Consider the following 17412-nt stretch of genomic DNA (forward strand, 5'->3'; position numbering starts at 1 on the left):
ACGAACAGAGGAGGAAGGCGATGACCCCGACCCTCACGCCGCCGGCGGGAAGTGTGGCCGGCACAGCAGCCGATGAACGGTGCGACCGCTGCAATGCAGCCGGAAAGCTCCGTTTGACCCTGGCTGGTGGAAGTGAGCTGGTGTTCTGCGGACACCACGCCAACCGGTACGCCGAAGACCTGGTGAAGATCGCAGTGCAGTACGCGGCGGATCCGGAGTTCACGTGGCGCGGCGCGGACATGATGTCTAACTCCAACTAGATCCCCGAAGACAGACGTAAGGCAGGGGCGCCCAGGTGTGGGGCGCCCCTGTTTATTGTTCTGTCCCCCAGAGACTCTCGACGCTCACGTCGAGCGCTCTGGCGATTTTGATCGCGAGATAGACCGAGGGCGCGTAATCGCCGGTCTCCATCGCGATGATGGTCTGCCGGCTCACCGCCACGGCGGCGGCCAGGCCCTGCTGGGTGAGGGTTGCCTCCTTGCGGGCGGCCCGGATCCGGGTGCCCGCCGCGCCGTCGGCCTCAGCCGCCCGGACCGGCCCGGATGCCGGCGCCATCAGTCCTCGTCCACGGCGAGCACCTCGAGCCGATCCCGCCGCCGGATCTTCAGCACCATGGCCACGATGGAGAGCGCCCCGCCGAGCACGCCGCCGACCGCCGCCCCGCGCCACGTGTCGCCAGCCGGGTCGAAGACGTAGAGCGCGCCGACCATGAAGACCAAGAAGGGCCCGGCCATCAGCACGGTCACGGTCAGGCGCTTGGCGGTCCAGCTGCGCGGGGTCGTGTCGACCTTGCGACGAGTCACGTAGACCGTGCCGACCAGCATTGTCACCCACTGGAGCACCAGGACGACGGCGAGCGGCAGCACCGCGGGCTTGCCGAGCGGCCACACCATGATCGCCGCCGCCCACGGGATGAGCATCGACTGCAGCGAGCTTGCGGTCGCGATCCCCTCGTACCACCGGAGGCGCTCCCGCTCGTCGCCGTAGAGGTCGCCGTCGAAGTCCAGATGCCATTGCACCACGCGATCGAACAGGTTCGTCGTCATGCGTCCATCGTGACGTCAAGAGTTCTTAACGTCAAGAGGACTTAACATGACGGGATTCAGAGCGTCTGGATCGTCGCGATCCGTTCCTCGAGCTGCTCGATCGTGGCCTGGGCGCTGGGCGGGCCGCCGCAGAGCCGGCGCAGCTCCGCGTGGATTTTGCCGTGCGGCAGGTTGGTGCGGTGGTGGTGGGCGGCCACGAGGGTGTTCAGCTGCCGCCGCAGGCTGTTTCGGCGCTCCCCCGCCGACAGCACCACGACTTCCGGTTTTCGGGGCTCCGGGACCGGCTCAGCGGCTTTCTGCCGCTTCTGCGCGGCCAGCTGCTCCGTCTGGCGGCGGTTGAGCAGCATGGTCACCTCGTCCGGCGTCAGCAGACCGGGTAGACCGAGGTAGGCCTCCTCCTCGACGGTGCCGCTGCCGGCTCCGGTGCCGAACGAGGTGCCGTCGTAGATGACCTGGTCCAGCTCGGCGCTGGCACCCAGCGCCTCGAACTGCTTCTCCAGCTCGCCGGAGGCGTCCTCCTCCCGCTGCGCGCGGTCGAGGAGGTCGTCGTCGAGGCCATCCTTCTGCTTGGGCGCGCCGAGCACGTGGTCGCGTTGCGCCTCCATCTCGCTGGCCAGGCCGAGCAGGTGCGGCACGCTCGGCAGGAACACCGTCGCGGTCTCGCCCGGCCGCCGCGACCGCACGAAACGGCCGATCGCCTGCGCGAAGTAGAGCGGGGTGGAGGCGCTGGTGGCGTAGACGCCGACAGCCAGGCGCGGGATGTCGACGCCCTCGGAGACCATCCGGACCGCGACCATCCAGCGCTGCTCGGAGGCGGCGAACGAGGCGATCCGGCCGGAGGCGCCCTCGTCGTCGGAGAGCACCACCACCGCCGGCTCGCCGCTGATGTCGTGCAGGAGTTTCGCGTACGCCCGGGCGGTCTGCTGGTCGCTCGCGATGACCAGGCCGCCGGCGTCGGTGATGCCGTGCGCGCGGAGCCTGCTCAGCCGGGCGTCGGCGGCCCGCATCACCTGCGGCATCCAGTCGCCGCGGTGGTCCAGGGCGGTGCGCCAGGCCTGGGCGACCAGGTCCTTGGTCATCGGCTCGCCGAGGCGGGCGGCCAGCTCGTCGCCCGCGTTGGTGCGCCACCGGGTCTCCCCCGAGTACGCCATGAAGAGCACCGGCCGCACCACGCCGTCGCGCAGCGCCTCGGAGTAGCCGTAGATCGAGTCCGCCCGGGACCGCTGCAGGCCGTCGTCGCCCCGCTCGTAGCTGACGAACGGGATCGGGTTGTCGTCCGAACGGAACGGCGTGCCGGTGAGCATCAGCCGCCGGTCGGCCTCCTCGAACGCGGACTTGACCCCGTCGCCCCAGGTGCGCGAGTCACCGGCGTGGTGGATCTCGTCGAGGATGACGAACGTCGAGCGGGTCATCGTGCGCCGGCGGTGCACCTGCGGGGCCATGCCGACCTGGGCGTAGGTGAGGACGGCCCCGTGGAAGTCGCGGGACGAGTGCACGTCGGAGTTGCGGAACATCGGGTCGAGCTGGATGCCGACCCGGGCCGCGGCGTTCGCCCACTGCGACTTGAGGTGCTCGGTCGGGCAGACCACGGTGACCGCCTCGACGGTGCCGTGGGCGAGCAGCTCGGCCGCGATACGCAGGGCGAACGTGGTCTTGCCGGCGCCCGGCGTCGCGACGGCCATGAAGTCCGGACCGCTGCGGCGAAGGTAGGTGACCAGGGCCTTCCGCTGCCAGGCACGCAACGGCGGGAAGGTTTCGAGGTTCGGTAAAGGCGGGCTCACGCCGGACAAATCCCCCTAACAAAATCACCTCCGCGGACGGAGGCGGCACCCAGCATAGACACAGTGCGGTCAGGGCACCGCGATCGGCGCGGACCACCTCCGGCGCAGCGCCAGCAGCCGCAGACCGGTCATGAGCACGGCGGCAAGGGCCATCGGGGCCGGCCCGGAGAGGCCGATCTCCCGGAGGATGGTGACAAGAATCGCTCCGCCGAGAGCGACGATCGCGTAGATGTCACGCTGCAGGACCGCCGGGATCTCGCCGGTCAGCAGATCGCGGGCCAGGCCGCCGCCGATCGCGGTGAGCATGCCGATCAGGCACGCCCCGACCGGCGGCACGCCGACGTCCAGCGCCTTGAGCGTGCCGGTCACGGTGAACAGGCCGAGCCCGGCCGCGTCGAGGACCAGAACGGTCCGGCGCAGCCGGGTGAGCTGGGGGTGCAGCCAGAAGACGGCGATCGACGCGAGGACCGCGGCCAGGGCGTAGCGCCAGTCGGCGAACGCCAGCGGCGGCACCGCGCCGATCACCAGATCACGCAGGATGCCGCCGCCCAGCGCGGCCACGAAGCCGACGAACCCGACACCGAACAGGTCGAGCCGCTTGACGATCGCGGCCGACGCGCCCGAGGCGGCGAAGACCGCGACGCCGATGAGGTCGGCGACGAGTAGGAAGCTCAGTGCTTCATCGCCTCGTAGATCTCCTTGCACTGCGGGCAGACCGGGGCGCCCTTCTTCGGCGTCCGGGTCACCGGGAACTTCTCCCCGCACAGCGCGATCACGAAGGTGCCCATGACGGCACTCTCGGCGATCTTCTCCTTGCGGACGTAGTGGAACATCTCCGGTCCGGTGTCGGCTTCCTTGGTCTCCGGCCGTTCCAGGATCTGCGTGGTCACGACATCAGCCCTTCAGAATGAACCCGCCGGAGCCCCGAGCGCGGCGGACGGTATGCAAGCTTCAACCAGCAAGTCTGACACCTCACGCCGAAGCGGTCCAACGTCGGCGGGAGTGATCGGCACCGTACCGTAGCTATGGTGACTGACTTTGCGATTCGATACGGCGAGCACGTGACCCGTGCCCGCCGGGACGGCCGGCCGGTGGTCGCGCTGGAGAGCACGATCATCTCCCACGGTCTCCCCCACCCGGACAATCTGCGGGTGGCGCGGGAGATCGAGCAGACCGTCCGGGACAACGGCGCCGTGCCCGCCACGATCGGCATGATCGGCGGCGACCTGATCGTCGGCCTCGACGACAGCCAGATCGAGCACCTGGCGCTCGCCGAGGGGGTCGCCAAGCTCAGCGTGCGCGACCTGGCGGTGGCCGCCGCCAAGCGGGCCGACGGCGCCACCACGGTCGCCGCCACCAGCGCGGTGGCCGCGGCCGCCGAGATCGGCGTGTTTGCCACCGGCGGCCTGGGCGGGGTGCATCGGGAGGCGAGCGTCAGCTTCGACGAGTCGGCCGACCTGGTCACGCTCGGCCGCACGCCGATCGTGGTGGTCTGCGCCGGGGTGAAGTCGATCCTCGACGTGGGCGCCACCCTGGAGCGCCTCGAGACGCTGGGGGTGGCGGTCGCCGGTTACCGCACCAAGCGCTTCCCGGGCTTCTTCATCACCGACGGCGGCTTCGACATCGACTGGGAGCTGGACTCCCCGGAGCAGGTCGCCGACGTCATGCGGGCGCGCACCGACCAGGGCGCCGGAGCGGGCGCGATGATCCTGGCCAACCCGCTGCCGATCGACGAGCAGCTCGACCCGGCGCTGCACGACCGTACGCTGGCCGAAGGTCTTGATCTTTTGGCCGAGAACCATGTCACCGGCAAGGCGGTCACCCCGTTCCTGCTGTCGCACTTCCACTCCAGCACCGAGGGGCAGAGCCTCGCGGTCAACGTGCGGATCATCCTGCGTAACGCGGCCCTCGCCGCGCAGATCGCGGCGGCGCACTCCCCGGCGCCGGCCCCGGTGGGCTTCAGCGCGTGATCGTCGTCGTCGGCGACCTGGTCACCGACGTGCTGGTGGAGCACTCGGGTCCGATCCAGATCGGGTCGGACACGAATGCCTCGATCACGGTGCGCGGTGGCGGCCAGGCCGCGAACACCGCGGCCTGGCTGGCCCGGGCCGGCCAGGCGGTGACTCTGGTGGCGGCGGTCGGGGACGATCCGGCCGGCCGGGACCGGGTGGCCGAGCTGGTCGCGGCCGGGGTGCGCTGTGCGGTGCGGGCGCATGCCGGCGCGCCGACCGGCAGCGTGGTGGTGCTGGCCGGGCCGGAGGAACGCACGATGATCACCGACCGAGGCGCGTCACTGCTGCTCGATCCGGCCGCCGTGGTCGATGCGATCGAGGCGTCGCAGGCCCGGCACCTGCACCTTTCCGGCTATCCGCTATTGCATGAGGGGTCCCGGGCGGCCGGCCTCGCCGCCCTGACGGCGGCCTCGGAACGAGGCATCACGACGAGCGTCGACGCGGCCTCGGCGGCGCCGTTGCGGTCGGTGGGCGCCTCGGCTTTCCTGGCTTGGGTACGGGGTACCGACCTGCTCCTGTGCAACGCGGACGAGGCGGAGGTGCTCGCCGGGCCCGGTGAACCGGCCGAGCAGGCGGCCCGGCTGACCGCGGGCGTGCGCCACGTCGTGGTCAAACAGGGTGCGGCCGGCGCCTGGTGGGCCGGGGACGGCCCGGTCCGGCGGGGGCGGTCGGAGCGCGTACCGATGAAGGATCCCACCGGGGCGGGCGATGCCTTCGCCGCCGGACTGATCGCTTCCTGGTGTTCCGGCGGCACGCCGGAGGCGGCGCTCGCGGCCGGCGCCGCACTGGGCGCCGAAGCGGTGAGCCAGATCGGCGCCCGCCCCTAAAGCTTGCGGTCCCGCTCGGGCTCGGCGGCGGTCCAGTGCTCGCCGTCGATCGTCAGGTATTCCACCTCTTCGACCGGGTGTTGCACCAACGCGGCCTGCTGTTCCTGCTCGCGTTCGAAGGCCGCGGCGGCGCGCTCGTCCTTGGTCCGCGCCGGGCGGTCGTTCGCGATGAGGACGGCGAACCAGGGCAGGAAGACCATGCCGGCCGCGCAGAGGATGAGCCAGAGCCCCAGCCACGGCGGGCGGACGCTGACCAGGACGGCTCCCAGGATCAGACAACCGGCCCGCACGCTCATCATCGTCACGTAGCGGACCTGCCGGCTGCGGTACTGGTCGCCCTGGCTGCGGGCGGCGTCGGTGATCAGGACCGGCTGTTTCTTCACGGTGGGGTTCTCCGATCGACCCCTCATACTTGCACCGTTCACACGCTCATGTGCAAATCAGGGTCGGTCGGCCCTTTCCTCCAGGCGCTCGACCACCTCCGCGGCGGTCGCCTGGAGGAAGACAAGCTCGGCCCGGCTGAACACGCGCGGCTTGACGTCCAGCCCGCAGATCCCGCCGAGCACATGCCCCGACAGCGACACCAGCGGCGCGCCCGCGTACGCCCGAACGCCCGCGATGGTGACCAGCGGGTTGTCGTGGAACAGCGGATCGACGGTGAGGTCCGCGACGCAGCGTGGCACCCGCTCGGTGACCAGCGGCTGGCAGAACGCCCACTCCAGCGGCGTGCCGCCGGACTCCTGGATCCACTCCGGCACCGGGCCGTGGCCGGCCAGGAACACCTGGGCGTCGTTGAGGAGCACGTCGATCATCGCGAACGGGGTGTCCAGACAATTAGCGACGCGATCCACCAGGTCGCGCAGAAAGGGCCGCTCGGCTTCCCGGTCGAGACCGAGCCGGGCCAGGTCGACGAGCCGGTCCACGGTCCGGATCGCGGGGTGATAAGCGCTCAGCAGAGCCGTCATGAAGTCACCGTCCGGCTCAGCGCCTCGTAGGTGATGACCCGCACCTTGGTGGACCGGCCGGCAACCCGCAGCAGGTCACCGACGGTCATCATGTGTTCGGCGACCCGGCGCAGGTCGGCCGGGTCGGACAGCGGGCGGCGAAGGCCGAGCTCGCGGGCGGAGAGGTCCCAGATGCCCTCGGCCATCCGGCGGTCGACCAGCTCGGCCAGCGCCTCCAGCGCCTCCTGCTCGGTGGGGCAATCCTGTCCGTACGCATTGCTCGCCGTCATGTTTTCCCCGTTCTAGAACAGCTCGATCATCGGCGCGCTGTCGCTATCCGCCTGCTCACCCGTGCTAGCCGCGTGCGTCGACCGTTGGCGGCCCATGACATGGCGGGCCCGCAGTTCGTCGACTTGGATCATCCTCTCCCGCAGGATCTCCGCCGGGAGGGCTCCTTCGGAGTAAGCCACCAGATCGTCCGACTGCCGGCGGACATCAGCGAGAGCGGCCAGCACGTGTTCGAGCATCTGCCGGCTGATGTCCTGGAACTGCACGTGCCCCACCGCGCCGGTGGTCTCGCTCGTCAGCGCGGACGAACTGGCCTCGACCTGACTCGCCGCCTGCAACGCATTGTGCAGGATCGTCGACACCATCTCCGACATCTCCCGCTGGGCGCCGGCGATGGCGGCCAGCCGCCGGGTCATCGCCGTATCCGCCGCCGTCTCGGCGACCGCGTTGTCCCGGTCGAAGTCGCTGTCGTCGGAGAGCACGTGGTCCAGGCGGCTGGTCAGGTCGGCGATGCTGCTGCCGATGCCGTTGGCCGCCTGGCGGGATCGGTCGGCCAGCTTGCGTACCTCGTCGGCGACCACCGCGAAGCCCTCGCCCTTGTCACCCGCCCTGACCGCCTCGATCATCGCGTTCAGAGCCAGGATGTTGGTGGCCCGGCTGACCTCCTCGATCTCCTTCACGTGCTGCTTGAGCCCACGCATCTCGTCGACCAGCCGGTGGATCTGCTCGTCGCGGTACATGAAGTACCGGACCAGCCGATCCACCAACTGATCGTTGGCACCGGCCACCCTGGTCAACTCGGTCTCGACGTGGCCCAGCGTGCCGGCCAGCTGAGACACGTCGCCGGACATCACCTCCGCCATCGAGTCGATCGTCAGCATCTTCCGGACGATCGCCTCGGCGGCCTCGCCGGTCTGCTCGATCACGTCGTTGATGTGCGCGTCGATGACGTCACAGAATTCCGGTACCGGGCGCAGCGCATCGGCCACCACGGCCCCGCGCACCGGCGGCTCATCCGCTTCCGCAGCGAACGAGCCGGACCGGCGGAGCAGACCGGGCATGGCGTTACCTCCAGGCGGCTGGGGCACCATCAGGCACCGGGGAGAACCTGCTTGATCACCCCGAGGAGCTGGTCCGGAGCGACCGGCTTGACCAGCCAGCCGGTGGCGCCCGCGGTCTTGGCCTCGGTGCGCTTGGTCTGCTCCGACTCGGTGGTCAGCATGAGCATCGGGGTGAAACGCATACCGGGCGCCTTGCGGGCCTCCCGGACGAACGTGATCCCGTCCATCTGCGGCATGTTCACGTCGCTGATGATCAGGTTGGGCTTGACGCCCTTACCGAGTTTGTCGAGCGCCTCCTTGCCGTGCTCCGCGGTCTCCACGGAGTAACCGGCCTTGGTCAGGATGGACTTCAGGCTCATGAGCATGGTGGCGGAGTCGTCGACGAGCATCACGGTGGTCATGGAGGTTCGCTTCCTTGTCGGGTCGGCATGCCGCTGCTCCCCACGAGCAACGGCAGCACCTGCCCGGCCAGAAAGGCGTCGGTCGGTGCCGCACTTACCTTCGGTCGGAAACGCAGCATTGCTTGGAGTGCGCCGGTATGCAGATGGTTGCACTTTCGCAGGTTGACCCGGGGCTTCGCGGTCGCCCGCAGCCAGGAGGCCAGCTCCTCCACCTCGTCGACGGTCACGACCCCGGTCAGCGTCGCGGTGTTGTCACCCAACTCGAGCGGCAAGACCCAGCACCTCCTTCATGTTCAGCACCAGCAGCACCAGGCCATCGCCAAGGAGCGCGGTGCCGGAGAACTCGTCGGCGTACGCGAGCAGGCCCTCCATCGGCTTGAGGATCACGTCGACCTCCCGGTGGAACTGCTCCACCAGCAACCCCACCCGATGCCCGGAGACACTCGCGATGAGGACCGCCCGGTCGGCCGCGCTGTCCGGCTGCCACGGCATGTCCAGAGCGCGGGCCAGGTCGACCACCGGGACCACCTCGCCGCGCAGCACCACCACCTCCTGATGCAGCACGCGGCTCATCTCGGCGGCCGGCACCCGGACGGTTTCCACCACCAGGTCGACCGGGATGCCGAAACGCTGCCCGGCCACGCTGACCACCATCACCTGGGTCACCGCCATCGACAGCGGCAGGCGCAGCCGGGTCGACGTACCGGTGCCCAGCTCGGAGCGCATGGTGACGGCACCGCCGAGCTTTTCCACGCTGGCCCGGACGGCGTCCATCCCGACGCCCCGCCCGGAAAGGTCGGAGATCTGCTCGGCGGTCGAGAACCCCGGACGGAAAACCAGGTCGACCGCGTCCGCGTCGCTGAGGGTCTCGAGCTCCTCCTCGGAGATGAGACCCTTCTCGTACGCCTTGCGCCGCACCCGGGCCGCGTCGATGCCGCGCCCGTCGTCGGAGATCTCCACAATCACCGCGTCGCCGTCGGCGACCGCGGCCAGGGTGATCCGGGCCGTGCCCGGCTTACCGGCCGCTCGCCGTTCGTCGGGCGTCTCCACGCCGTGATCCAGGCTGTTGCGCACCAGGTGCACCAAGGGGTCGGCGAGCGCCTCGATGACGTCCTTGTCGGCCATCGTGTCCTCGCCCTCCAGGACCAGTTCGATGGTCTTACCGAGCCGCCGGCTCAGGTCACGGACCAGGCGCGGGAAGCGCGAGAACGCCACCGACAGCGGCAGCATCCGGATGTCCATGACCGCGGCCTGCAGCTCCTCGGCGATGCGGTGCATGCCGGAGTACTGGTCCTTGATCCGGCGGGAAAGGGCCCGGGTGCCGAATTCCTCCTCGGCCGCCTGAGCGAGGAAGGTAAGGCCGTTCTTGGCCACGTTGAGCTCACCGACCAGCTCCATCAGATGATCGACCTTCTCCTGGTCGACCTTGAGGGTGCGGCTGCCGACCTGGCCGCCGGGGTCGTCGGCACGGCCCCGGTCGATCGGGATCGGTTCGATCGGAGCGATGGTCACCGCTTCCTCGGGCGGTGGGGTGTCACCGAGCAATCGCGTGACGGTCGCGGTGAGGGTGACCACTTCGGGCTCGCGGATCTCGACAGGATCGCCGAGGGCGTTCGCGGCGGCCGTGATCGCGTTGGCGATCGAGACCAGGTGAACCGATCCGGTCGGGTTGATCGCAAGGGCCCGGAGGGCGGCGGTGAGAATCGCCCTCGCATCGGCGACCAGGTCGGGGTCGGACGGCGACCTGGTCGCGGCGATGCTGGGCCCGCCGTCCTCAGCAGCCTCGGCCTGATCCATCGCATCGAGCTGGATCTCACCCGACAGGAAGCGCTGGATGGTGTCGCCGTCGAGGTCGACGACCTCCACCTGGTCGCTGACGTAGCGGAACAGGTAGTCGATCTCGCCGACCGCGGCACGGGCCGCGAACACAAAGGCGACCAGGCAGGAGTACTCGTCGTAGTCCGCGGCTTCCGGCCACTCCGTCGGCTCGATCACGCCGAGCCGTTCCAGCGCCGGCAGCTGCCGGATCAGATGCAGCGGGTCCTCAGCACGGAAGAAGCACCCCGAATCCGGGACGTACCTGATGAATCGCATTTGCGCCGAGGTGGTCCGCAGCCAGCCGGCGGTGTCCGCGAGCCACTCCTCGTCGAAGTAGGCCAGCCAGGCGGGTGCCAGATCCCGCCGCACCGGCGCCGCGCCCGTCACCGCCGCCGCCTTGACGGCCTCCCCACCGATCGGAGCCCGCAACCGGGTGATCAGAATGGCCGCGTCGGCGCCGGCGGTACCCGGCAGGCACTCGTTACTGGTGACGTGTGCGAGCCAGCCCCGGATCAGATCGAACGCCGCCAGCAGGTCGTCGGTCATCCCCGAATCCAGCGGCAACACCCCGCTGCGAATCGCGTCGAGCAGGTCTTCCGCCGCGTGGGTGAGCCTGGTCAGCTCCGGGAAGTCGAACAGACCGGACGAGCCCTTGAACGTGTGCGCGGCGCGGAATACCTCGTTGACCAGCTCCGGGTCGCCGGGCGTGCGCTCCAGTTGCAACAGACCCTCGTCGACCTGGGTGAGCAGGTCGGCGGCCTCGGCCAGGAACTGAGCGAGCAACGGGTTCATGCGACTACCCTCCGTCCGGCCGTGAGCAGCCGGGCGATCCGCACCAGGCGATCCGGTGCCACCGGTTTGACCAGATAGAGGTTGGCGCCGGCGGCGTACGCCCGGTCGGCGTCGCCGGGCCGGTCCTCGGTGCTGATCATGACGATCGGCGCGGCCGTACCGACCGTTTCCGAGCGCAGCGTCTCCACGCAGGTGTAGCCGTTCATCTTCGGCATGTTCACGTCCACCACGAACAAGTCGAAGGAGGTGGTGAGGGCGGCCTCGACCGCCTCGAGGCCGTTGGCCGCCTCCCGCACACCGAAGCCGGCGTCGCCCAGCAGGGTGCTGTGGTACATCCGGACCGTGGCCGCGTCGTCCACGACGAGCACCAACGGCAGAGTCTCGGTCATCACTTCGCTCCGGTCGGTCGCTGATAGACGATGCCCTCCGGCAGGCGGGTCGGGGTGAAGATCGGGGAAATCCGGCTCATCGACTCGGAGTGCCCGAGGAAGAGGTACCCGCCAGGGCGCATTGCGCCGTACAGGTTCTCGGCCGCCCGCCGGCTGGACAGTTCGTCGAAGTAGATGAGCACGTTGCGGCAGAACACCACGTCGAAGTCGCGGAAGGCCCGCATGGCGGCGGTGTCGCAAATGTTGATCTGGTGCAGGCTGACCGCGCCGCGGATGCCCTCGTCCAGCTGGTAACGCCCGGCACCGACCGAGTTGAAGTACTTGGCCACCCACGGTTTCGGCACCCGCTGCAGCGACCGGTCGCCGTAGCTGGCGTGCCCGGCCCGGGCCAGCACCTCGCTGTCGATGTCGGCACCGTGGATCTCCACGTCCACGGTGTCGATGTGCGGCCACTCCTCCAGCAGGCGAAGGGCGATCGAGTAGGGCTCCTCGCCGGTCGAGCAGGGCAACGAGAGGATCTTCACCGGCCCGACGATCCGGCCCGGCCCGCCACGCGCCGTCAGCACCTGGGGCAGGATGGCGTTGAGCAGGGCGTCGAACTGATAATCCTCGCGCAGGAAATACGTCTCGTTGACGGTCAGCTGGTTGATCAGTTCCTGCAACAGGGCCGGCTGATCGCCCAGACGCAGCGTCGCGAACCAGGCCGCGAACGTGTCGAAGCCGCCGGCCCGCACACAGTGATCGATGCGCTTGTCGACGAAGTACCGCTTCGACTCGGCGAAGTGGATCCCGGTGCGTTTGTAGAAGTACTCGCGGAATTTCTCAAAATCGGCGCCGGTGAGAGCGGTGCCGGTGGCGGCCGAGGTCATCGCAGCGCCGCCTCGACGGTGAAGCGCAGAAACGGATCGTCCGGAAAGCGCCGCACCGCGCGTTCCAGCAGCTCGGTGTGCTCGGGGCCGAGGGACGGCAGCAGCGCGTCGATGGCGGACGTCACCACGTTGGGATGCGGGTCGTCTTTGATCATCACGGTGAGCCAAGTGAGCGACTCCGGATGCGACAGGTCGGCGAGCACCATCGCGGTCATCACCCGTACGTCGTGGTCGGGGTCCTCGAGAAGCCGCGGAATGATCGCCGGGACCGAGGCCGGCATGGTCGCCAGAGCCTCCGCCGCGGCCGTGCGCAGCTCGGCGTCATCACTGGCCAGATGCACTGCCAGCCCCGCGGCGACCTGGTCGGAGTCGTGTGCGGCGAGGGTGGTGAGCATCGCGTCTCGCACCGCCGATTCCCGCTCCGCCGCGACCCGGTCGAGCAGGCTCTCCACCGCCTTGGCCACCCCGTCCAGGCTGAGCGCCGCTACCCGCCGCACCTCCGGGTCCGGGTCGTCGAGCTGCCGCATCAGGTCGTCGGGCGAGACGGCCTGCGGTTCCTGCTCCGGCTCTGCCTTGCGGCGGACGAGTCCCACGACTTCTCCCTCTCCTTGTGCTCGCTCAGCGGACCCAGTCGGCCAACCGGTCGGCGATCGCGTACGACGGGAGCACCGCGCTCGCTCCGCCCCGCCGGGCCAGCTCGCCCGGCATCCCCCAGACCACAGCGGTCTCCTCGGCCTCGGCGATGGTCCGGCCGCCGGCCGCGTGCACCTCGGCAATCTCCGCGGCGCCGTCGTCACCCATCCCGGTCAGCAGCACACAGACCAGCCGGGCCGGTTCGCAGTGCCGGCGTGCCGTCGCGACCAGCCGGTCCACACTCGGGTGCCACCGGTAAGCCGCGCTCGACGGCACGCTTTTCACGATCAGACTGTCGGTGCGCCGGGCCACCACCACGTCGGCGCCGCCCCGGCCCAAGTAGATGTTTCCTCGCTGGACCGTCTCGATCCGATCGACCTCGTGGACCCGTAGCGAGCAAAGGCCGTCGAGCCGGCGGGCCAGCGGGGCGGTGAACGACGCCGGGATGTGCTGGGCGACCACGACCGGCGCGCCGAGGCCGGCCGGCAACTGCGGCAACAGGTCGGCGAGCAACTGCGGGCCGCCGGTCGAGGAACCGATCAGGAGAAGATCCACCGCACCGGACGGCACGGTGTCGTGAATCGGTGGCGGCGCCTCCGGCGTACGCCTGACCGCCCGGCGCCCCAGCCGCGCGGAACAGGCCGCACGGACCTTGGTGATCAGCTCGCCGGCCACCTCGTCGATGTTCAGCGAGACCGTTCCGCCCGGCTTCGGCACGAAGTCGACCGCACCCAGCTCCAGGGCCTCGAGCGTGACCAGCGCGTTCCGTTCGGTCAGCGACGACACCATGACCACCGGGGTGGGGTGCTGCTCCATGATCTGCGCGAGGCAGGAGAGGCCGTCCATCTCCGGCATGTTCACGTCCAGCGTGATCACGTCGGCATGGACCCGGCCCAACTGATCGAGCGCGTCCACCCCGTTGCGGGCAGTGTGCACCTCGAACTCGCCGGTCTCGGCCAGGATCCCCTTGATCGCCCGGCGCATCAGCGCCGAGTCGTCGACGACCAGGACGGAGTTAGCCACTCTTCAGACCGCCGCGAGGGCTTCCTCGGCAAGGACCTCTTCCAGCGCCTGAGCTTGCTCGGCGGCCAGCAACTGGTCCACCTGCACCAGCAGCAACATGCGCTTCTGCTCCGGCAGGTTCGCCACCCGCGAGACCAGCCGGGCCTGCTCGGCCGACAATTCCGGCGCCGGTTCCAGCACCTGACGGCCGACCCGGGCCACCTCGGCCACCGAGTCAACGATGAAGCCGGTACGGACCCCGCCGATGATCAGAACCACGATGCGCTGACGCTCATCCCGCTCGGCGTGCTCCAGACCCAGCCGGGTACGCAGATCGACCACCGGCAGCACCGTCCCGCGCAGGTTGACCAGGCCCTCGACGAACTCATAGGACCTGGGCACCCGGATCAGGGCTTCCGGCACCCGGATGATTTCCTGTACGGCGTCGACGTCGACGGCGTACTCCTCCTCGTCCAGCCGGAACACGACGAAGAGTTCCTCGTCGCCCCGGCCATCGTCGGCGGCCCGTTGATCCTCGGCCATCTCCGCGGTCTCCTCCCGGCTCTGATGCTCGGCGATCTCGTTGCGTACCTCCGGCGAGTCGAACATCCGGTTCACACTCAGCACCGACACGAGGCGCTTTCCGTCCTCCAGCCGGCACACCGACTCGACCTCACTCTTGCGACCGTCGCCGGCCACGAACGACGGCAGCGGCGCAACCAACTGATGCGGGACACGCAGCACCTCGCGGACGGTATCCATGACGACCCCGACCACACTCTTGTCCCGCAGGGAAACCACGACGATGCGGTTCTGCGGTTCCAGGTCGGTGACCGGCAGGCCGAACACCCGGCGCATGCTCACCACCGGCAGGAGACGGCCGCGCAGGTCGATCACGCCGAGGACGCGGCTGCCCGCGTTCGGCACATGACTGACCGACTCCGGCGCCTGCACGATCTCCTGCACCTGGTCGATCGGCAGCGCATATTCCTGCCCCTCGACGGCGAAACTGACCAGCTCGAGCGTGTCGTCGCTCTCCGCGTCCTCGTCGCGTTGCTCCGGCGGCACCATCCGGCTCGTCGCGCCGGTGTCCCCGCTCCCGACCCGGGCCGCCAGCGCGTCGAACTGGCTGCCCACCAGGCGGTCCACGTCCAGCACGCTGGTCATCGCACCACCGTCCGACTTGATTACGCCGATCAGCACGTCCGAGTTGACCGTGGACTGCACCGAATCGGCGGACTCCATCGCGGCCGGGTCGATGCTGATCACGCTGGCCACCCGGTCCACCACGAAACCGAGCGGCACCCCGCCGTCCACCACGATCACCCGGGTGGTCTCGTCGTGGGCGGCGCCCGGCATGTCGCAGCAGCTACGCAGACTGACCACCGGCAGAACCCGGCCGCGTAGGTTGGCCAGACCCTCCAGAGACGGCGGGCCGAGCGGGACCTTCACCACAGCGGGCATCCGGATGATCTCCTGGACCCGGATCATCGGGAACGCGTACCGCTCCCCCGCCATGTCGAAGGTGACGTAGTCGGCGTTGCCGTCCTCGATCGCCGAATCGTCGTCGATGCTCATCGCATCCCCCTAGGCGGCGTTCTGGAGCTCGTCGGCAAGCGCCGCGATCTCCTCCACGGCGGCGGCGAGATCCTCCGCACCCTGCGCCTGCTCACGGGCCGCGCTCGATGCCTGGCCGGCCAGTTGCTCGGCCTGGTTGGCGGAGGTGGCGATCTGCTCGAGGCCGGTCTTCACCTCACCCAGCACCGAGGAGATCTGCTGGGCCGACTCGCGCACCTCGTTGTTACCCGACCGGACCTGCTGCGTGTCCCGCTCGATCTCCTCGAGCCGGGCAGTGGTCACCTTGGCCGCTTCCACCTCGGAGAGTGCCAGGCGGCTGGTCTCCTCGAGGTCGCTGCGCACCTGCACGATCCGGTCCTGCACCGACTTGACCAGGTCCTTGATCCGGTCGGCGTTCTCGGCCGAATCGCGGGCCAGGTTGCGGATGTCGGTCGACACCACCGCGAAGCCCTTGCCGAACTCGCCGGCCCGGGCCGACTCGACCGAGCCGTTCACGGCCAGCATGTTCGTCTGGATCGACACGTTCGCGATCGCGTCCACGATCTTGTCGATCCGACGAGAGATCTGCTCCAGTTCGCTGACCTTGCGAACGTTGTCGATGCCCTCCCGGGCCGCCCGGTCGATCGCCTCGATCATCGAGCCGACCGCGTCCTTGTTGGTGACCAGCATCGACAGAATCTGGTCGGCCCGCTCGACCGCCGCGCCGCCACGATTCTCCGACAGTTGGGCGCCCTGCTCGATCTTGGAAACCAGTTCGGCGGTCTCCTGACCCTTCTCCGCGGCCGTCCGCGCCCCCGCGTTGATCTCATTGATCGCCGTGTTGATCTGCCCCGCCGCCCGGTTGATCTCCTCGACCGCCGCGGACAGTTCCTCGGCCGCGCTGGCCACGTCCTCGGCGCTCTTCGCGATGTCGGTACTGCTGCGCAGAGTCTCGGAAATCTCCGACAACGCCTCGGCCGCCTGCTCGCTCTGCCGCAACGCCTGGGTCTGCTGGTTGACCGTCTGCAACGACTCCTCACAGGCCGCCGACTGCTGCTCGGCCGCCGCCGCGATCTCCTCCGACCGGGTCTTCGCGGTCGCGGTCGACTTCATCGACTGCTGGGCGGCGCCGGCCATCTCGGTAGCGCCCGCCATGATCGAACCCATATCGGCCCGGATCGTCTCCAGCTGACCGGTGATCGTCTTGCCCTTCTCCACCTCGGCCCGCGCGATCTCGGCGGACGACTGCACACCCGAGGCGATTTCCGTAACGCTGGACCGCACCTCGTCGATCAGGTCACGGATCTGCCGGGCGCTGCGCTCACTTGTCTCGGCCAGCGTGCGGACCTCGTCGGCGACCACGGCAAAACCTTTGCCGTGCTGCCGGGCCCGGGCTGCCTCGATCGCCGCATTCAGGGCCAGCAGATTCGTCTGGTCGGCGATATGGGCGACCGTCTTGACGATCTCCCCGATCTCGTCGGCCTGCTTCTCCAGTTCGATGATGGTGACGACGGATTCGGTCTGCCGGTTCGATGCCCCCTCGACGTTGGCGAGCAGGCCGCTGATGCCGGCGCGGGTCTCGTTGAGCAGGCTCTGCAGGGCCTGGCTGAGCTCGGCGACCTGGCGCGTGGTCTGCTCCTGGCCGCCGACCCGCTCCTCCACCTGGTTCATCGCGGCCAGGCTCTCCTGGGTGGCGCCGGACGCCTCCTCGGCGCCGGCCGAGATCTGCTGCATCGCCTCGGTGAGCTGCCGGGACGACTCGGCCGCCTCGGCGTTCTGTGCGGAGATCTCAGCGGTGGCCGACGCGATCCGCTCGGCGGCCTGCTGCTGCTTGGCGACGGACCGGGCCTGCCGCCGGTTGGCCTCAGTGTCTCCCCCGCGCGGTGGCCGGGTGGAAACCGGAGTCGGGTTGGGCCGAACCGACCGGACATGGTCGGCGCGCCCGTTCGAGGTGCTCGTGGTCAAGGGCATGGGAGTGGTCTCCCCTTTGTC

Annotated in this window: 21 protein-coding genes; 3 read left to right on the top strand and 18 right to left on the bottom strand. The window is 69.5% G+C overall.

Features of this window, described 5'->3' with window-relative positions; translation table 11 throughout:
- Nucleotides 1–20 precede the first annotated feature (20 nt).
- On the top strand, nucleotides 21–260 hold the full coding sequence (locus AB0E90_RS29430; protein ID WP_127506672.1) for a hypothetical protein: 240 nt from the start codon (nucleotides 21–23) through the stop codon (nucleotides 258–260).
- Between the two features lie 52 nt (nucleotides 261–312).
- On the opposite strand, the gene AB0E90_RS29435 is transcribed toward AB0E90_RS29430, so the two are convergent.
- The 5 genes from AB0E90_RS29435 to AB0E90_RS29455 all read right to left on the bottom strand — a co-directional run bounded on the left by AB0E90_RS29435 (nucleotide 313) and on the right by AB0E90_RS29455 (nucleotide 3717).
- A complete protein-coding gene (locus AB0E90_RS29435; protein ID WP_360412751.1) occupies nucleotides 313–555 on the bottom strand; it encodes a helix-turn-helix transcriptional regulator in 243 nt (80 codons plus the stop codon).
- Nucleotides 555–1046, bottom strand: a complete 492-nt coding sequence (locus AB0E90_RS29440; protein WP_360412754.1) for a hypothetical protein — start codon at nucleotides 1044–1046, stop codon at nucleotides 555–557. Before AB0E90_RS29440 ends, AB0E90_RS29435 begins: the two co-directional genes overlap by 1 nt.
- Nucleotides 1047–1102: 56 nt before the next feature.
- On the bottom strand, nucleotides 1103–2827 hold the full coding sequence (locus tag AB0E90_RS29445; RefSeq protein ID WP_360412757.1) for a DEAD/DEAH box helicase: 1725 nt from the start codon (nucleotides 2825–2827) through the stop codon (nucleotides 1103–1105).
- Nucleotides 2828–2896: 69 nt separating this feature from the next.
- On the bottom strand, nucleotides 2897–3532 hold the full coding sequence (locus AB0E90_RS29450; protein WP_360412760.1) for a trimeric intracellular cation channel family protein: 636 nt from the start codon (nucleotides 3530–3532) through the stop codon (nucleotides 2897–2899).
- A complete protein-coding gene (locus AB0E90_RS29455; RefSeq protein ID WP_360412763.1) occupies nucleotides 3499–3717 on the bottom strand; it encodes a DUF3039 domain-containing protein in 219 nt (72 codons plus the stop codon). The genes AB0E90_RS29450 and AB0E90_RS29455 overlap by 34 nt, the downstream gene beginning before the upstream one ends.
- Nucleotides 3718–3855: 138 nt before the next feature.
- Between AB0E90_RS29455 and AB0E90_RS29460 the strand changes: the two genes are divergently transcribed.
- Nucleotides 3856–4797 (top strand): pseudouridine-5'-phosphate glycosidase, encoded by a 942-nt coding sequence (locus AB0E90_RS29460; RefSeq protein WP_360412766.1) that lies wholly within the window; start codon nucleotides 3856–3858, stop codon nucleotides 4795–4797.
- Complete coding sequence (locus AB0E90_RS29465) at nucleotides 4794–5666, top strand: PfkB family carbohydrate kinase (protein ID WP_360412769.1); 873 nt, start codon at nucleotides 4794–4796, stop codon at nucleotides 5664–5666. Before AB0E90_RS29460 ends, AB0E90_RS29465 begins: the two co-directional genes overlap by 4 nt.
- Here AB0E90_RS29465 and AB0E90_RS29470 read toward each other — a convergent pair.
- Genes AB0E90_RS29470 through AB0E90_RS29530 form a run of 13 tightly spaced genes read right to left on the bottom strand, consistent with a single transcriptional unit; the run spans nucleotide 5663 to nucleotide 17391 of the window.
- Complete coding sequence (locus tag AB0E90_RS29470) at nucleotides 5663–6049, bottom strand: DUF3099 domain-containing protein (RefSeq protein ID WP_360413364.1); 387 nt, start codon at nucleotides 6047–6049, stop codon at nucleotides 5663–5665. The two genes, AB0E90_RS29465 and AB0E90_RS29470, sit on opposite strands and share 4 nt — an antisense overlap.
- Nucleotides 6050–6106: 57 nt before the next feature.
- Nucleotides 6107–6631 carry a GAF domain-containing protein gene (locus AB0E90_RS29475; protein WP_360412772.1) on the bottom strand — a complete coding sequence of 175 codons (525 nt, stop codon included), beginning with the start codon at nucleotides 6629–6631 and terminating at the stop codon, nucleotides 6107–6109.
- Nucleotides 6628–6900 (bottom strand): hypothetical protein, encoded by a 273-nt coding sequence (locus tag AB0E90_RS29480; RefSeq protein ID WP_360412775.1) that lies wholly within the window; start codon nucleotides 6898–6900, stop codon nucleotides 6628–6630. Before AB0E90_RS29480 ends, AB0E90_RS29475 begins: the two co-directional genes overlap by 4 nt.
- Before the next feature lie 12 nt (nucleotides 6901–6912).
- On the bottom strand, nucleotides 6913–7959 hold the full coding sequence (locus AB0E90_RS29485) for a methyl-accepting chemotaxis protein (protein WP_360412778.1): 1047 nt from the start codon (nucleotides 7957–7959) through the stop codon (nucleotides 6913–6915).
- A 29-nt stretch (nucleotides 7960–7988) separates the two neighbouring features.
- The gene (locus AB0E90_RS29490) at nucleotides 7989–8360 is read right to left on the bottom strand and encodes a response regulator (RefSeq protein WP_360412781.1); all 372 of its coding nucleotides are present in this window, start codon (nucleotides 8358–8360) and stop codon (nucleotides 7989–7991) included.
- Nucleotides 8357–8632, bottom strand: a complete 276-nt coding sequence (locus AB0E90_RS29495) for a hypothetical protein (RefSeq protein ID WP_360412784.1) — start codon at nucleotides 8630–8632, stop codon at nucleotides 8357–8359. The genes AB0E90_RS29490 and AB0E90_RS29495 overlap by 4 nt, the downstream gene beginning before the upstream one ends.
- Complete coding sequence (locus tag AB0E90_RS29500; RefSeq protein WP_360412787.1) at nucleotides 8613–10970, bottom strand: chemotaxis protein CheA; 2358 nt, start codon at nucleotides 10968–10970, stop codon at nucleotides 8613–8615. Before AB0E90_RS29500 ends, AB0E90_RS29495 begins: the two co-directional genes overlap by 20 nt.
- A complete protein-coding gene (locus AB0E90_RS29505; protein ID WP_360412790.1) occupies nucleotides 10967–11359 on the bottom strand; it encodes a response regulator in 393 nt (130 codons plus the stop codon). Before AB0E90_RS29505 ends, AB0E90_RS29500 begins: the two co-directional genes overlap by 4 nt.
- Nucleotides 11359–12228: a protein-glutamate O-methyltransferase CheR gene (locus AB0E90_RS29510; RefSeq protein ID WP_360412793.1), complete on the bottom strand. Its 870-nt coding sequence runs from the start codon at nucleotides 12226–12228 to the stop codon at nucleotides 11359–11361. The genes AB0E90_RS29505 and AB0E90_RS29510 overlap by 1 nt, the downstream gene beginning before the upstream one ends.
- Nucleotides 12225–12821, bottom strand: coding sequence for a HEAT repeat domain-containing protein (locus tag AB0E90_RS29515; RefSeq protein ID WP_360412796.1), 597 nt, complete (start codon nucleotides 12819–12821; stop codon nucleotides 12225–12227). The genes AB0E90_RS29510 and AB0E90_RS29515 overlap by 4 nt, the downstream gene beginning before the upstream one ends.
- Nucleotides 12822–12846: 25 nt before the next feature.
- Nucleotides 12847–13884: a chemotaxis-specific protein-glutamate methyltransferase CheB gene (gene cheB / locus AB0E90_RS29520; RefSeq protein WP_360412799.1), complete on the bottom strand. Its 1038-nt coding sequence runs from the start codon at nucleotides 13882–13884 to the stop codon at nucleotides 12847–12849.
- Nucleotides 13885–13887: 3 nt separating this feature from the next.
- Entirely contained in the window at nucleotides 13888–15441 is a 1554-nt protein-coding gene (locus tag AB0E90_RS29525; RefSeq protein ID WP_360412802.1) for a chemotaxis protein CheW, read from the bottom strand.
- A 9-nt stretch (nucleotides 15442–15450) separates the two neighbouring features.
- A complete protein-coding gene (locus AB0E90_RS29530) occupies nucleotides 15451–17391 on the bottom strand; it encodes a methyl-accepting chemotaxis protein (protein ID WP_360412805.1) in 1941 nt (646 codons plus the stop codon).
- Nucleotides 17392–17412 lie beyond the last annotated feature (21 nt).

Source organism: Actinoplanes sp. NPDC026619 (assembly GCF_040638295.1).
Taxonomy (GTDB): Bacteria; Actinomycetota; Actinomycetes; order Mycobacteriales; family Micromonosporaceae; genus Actinoplanes.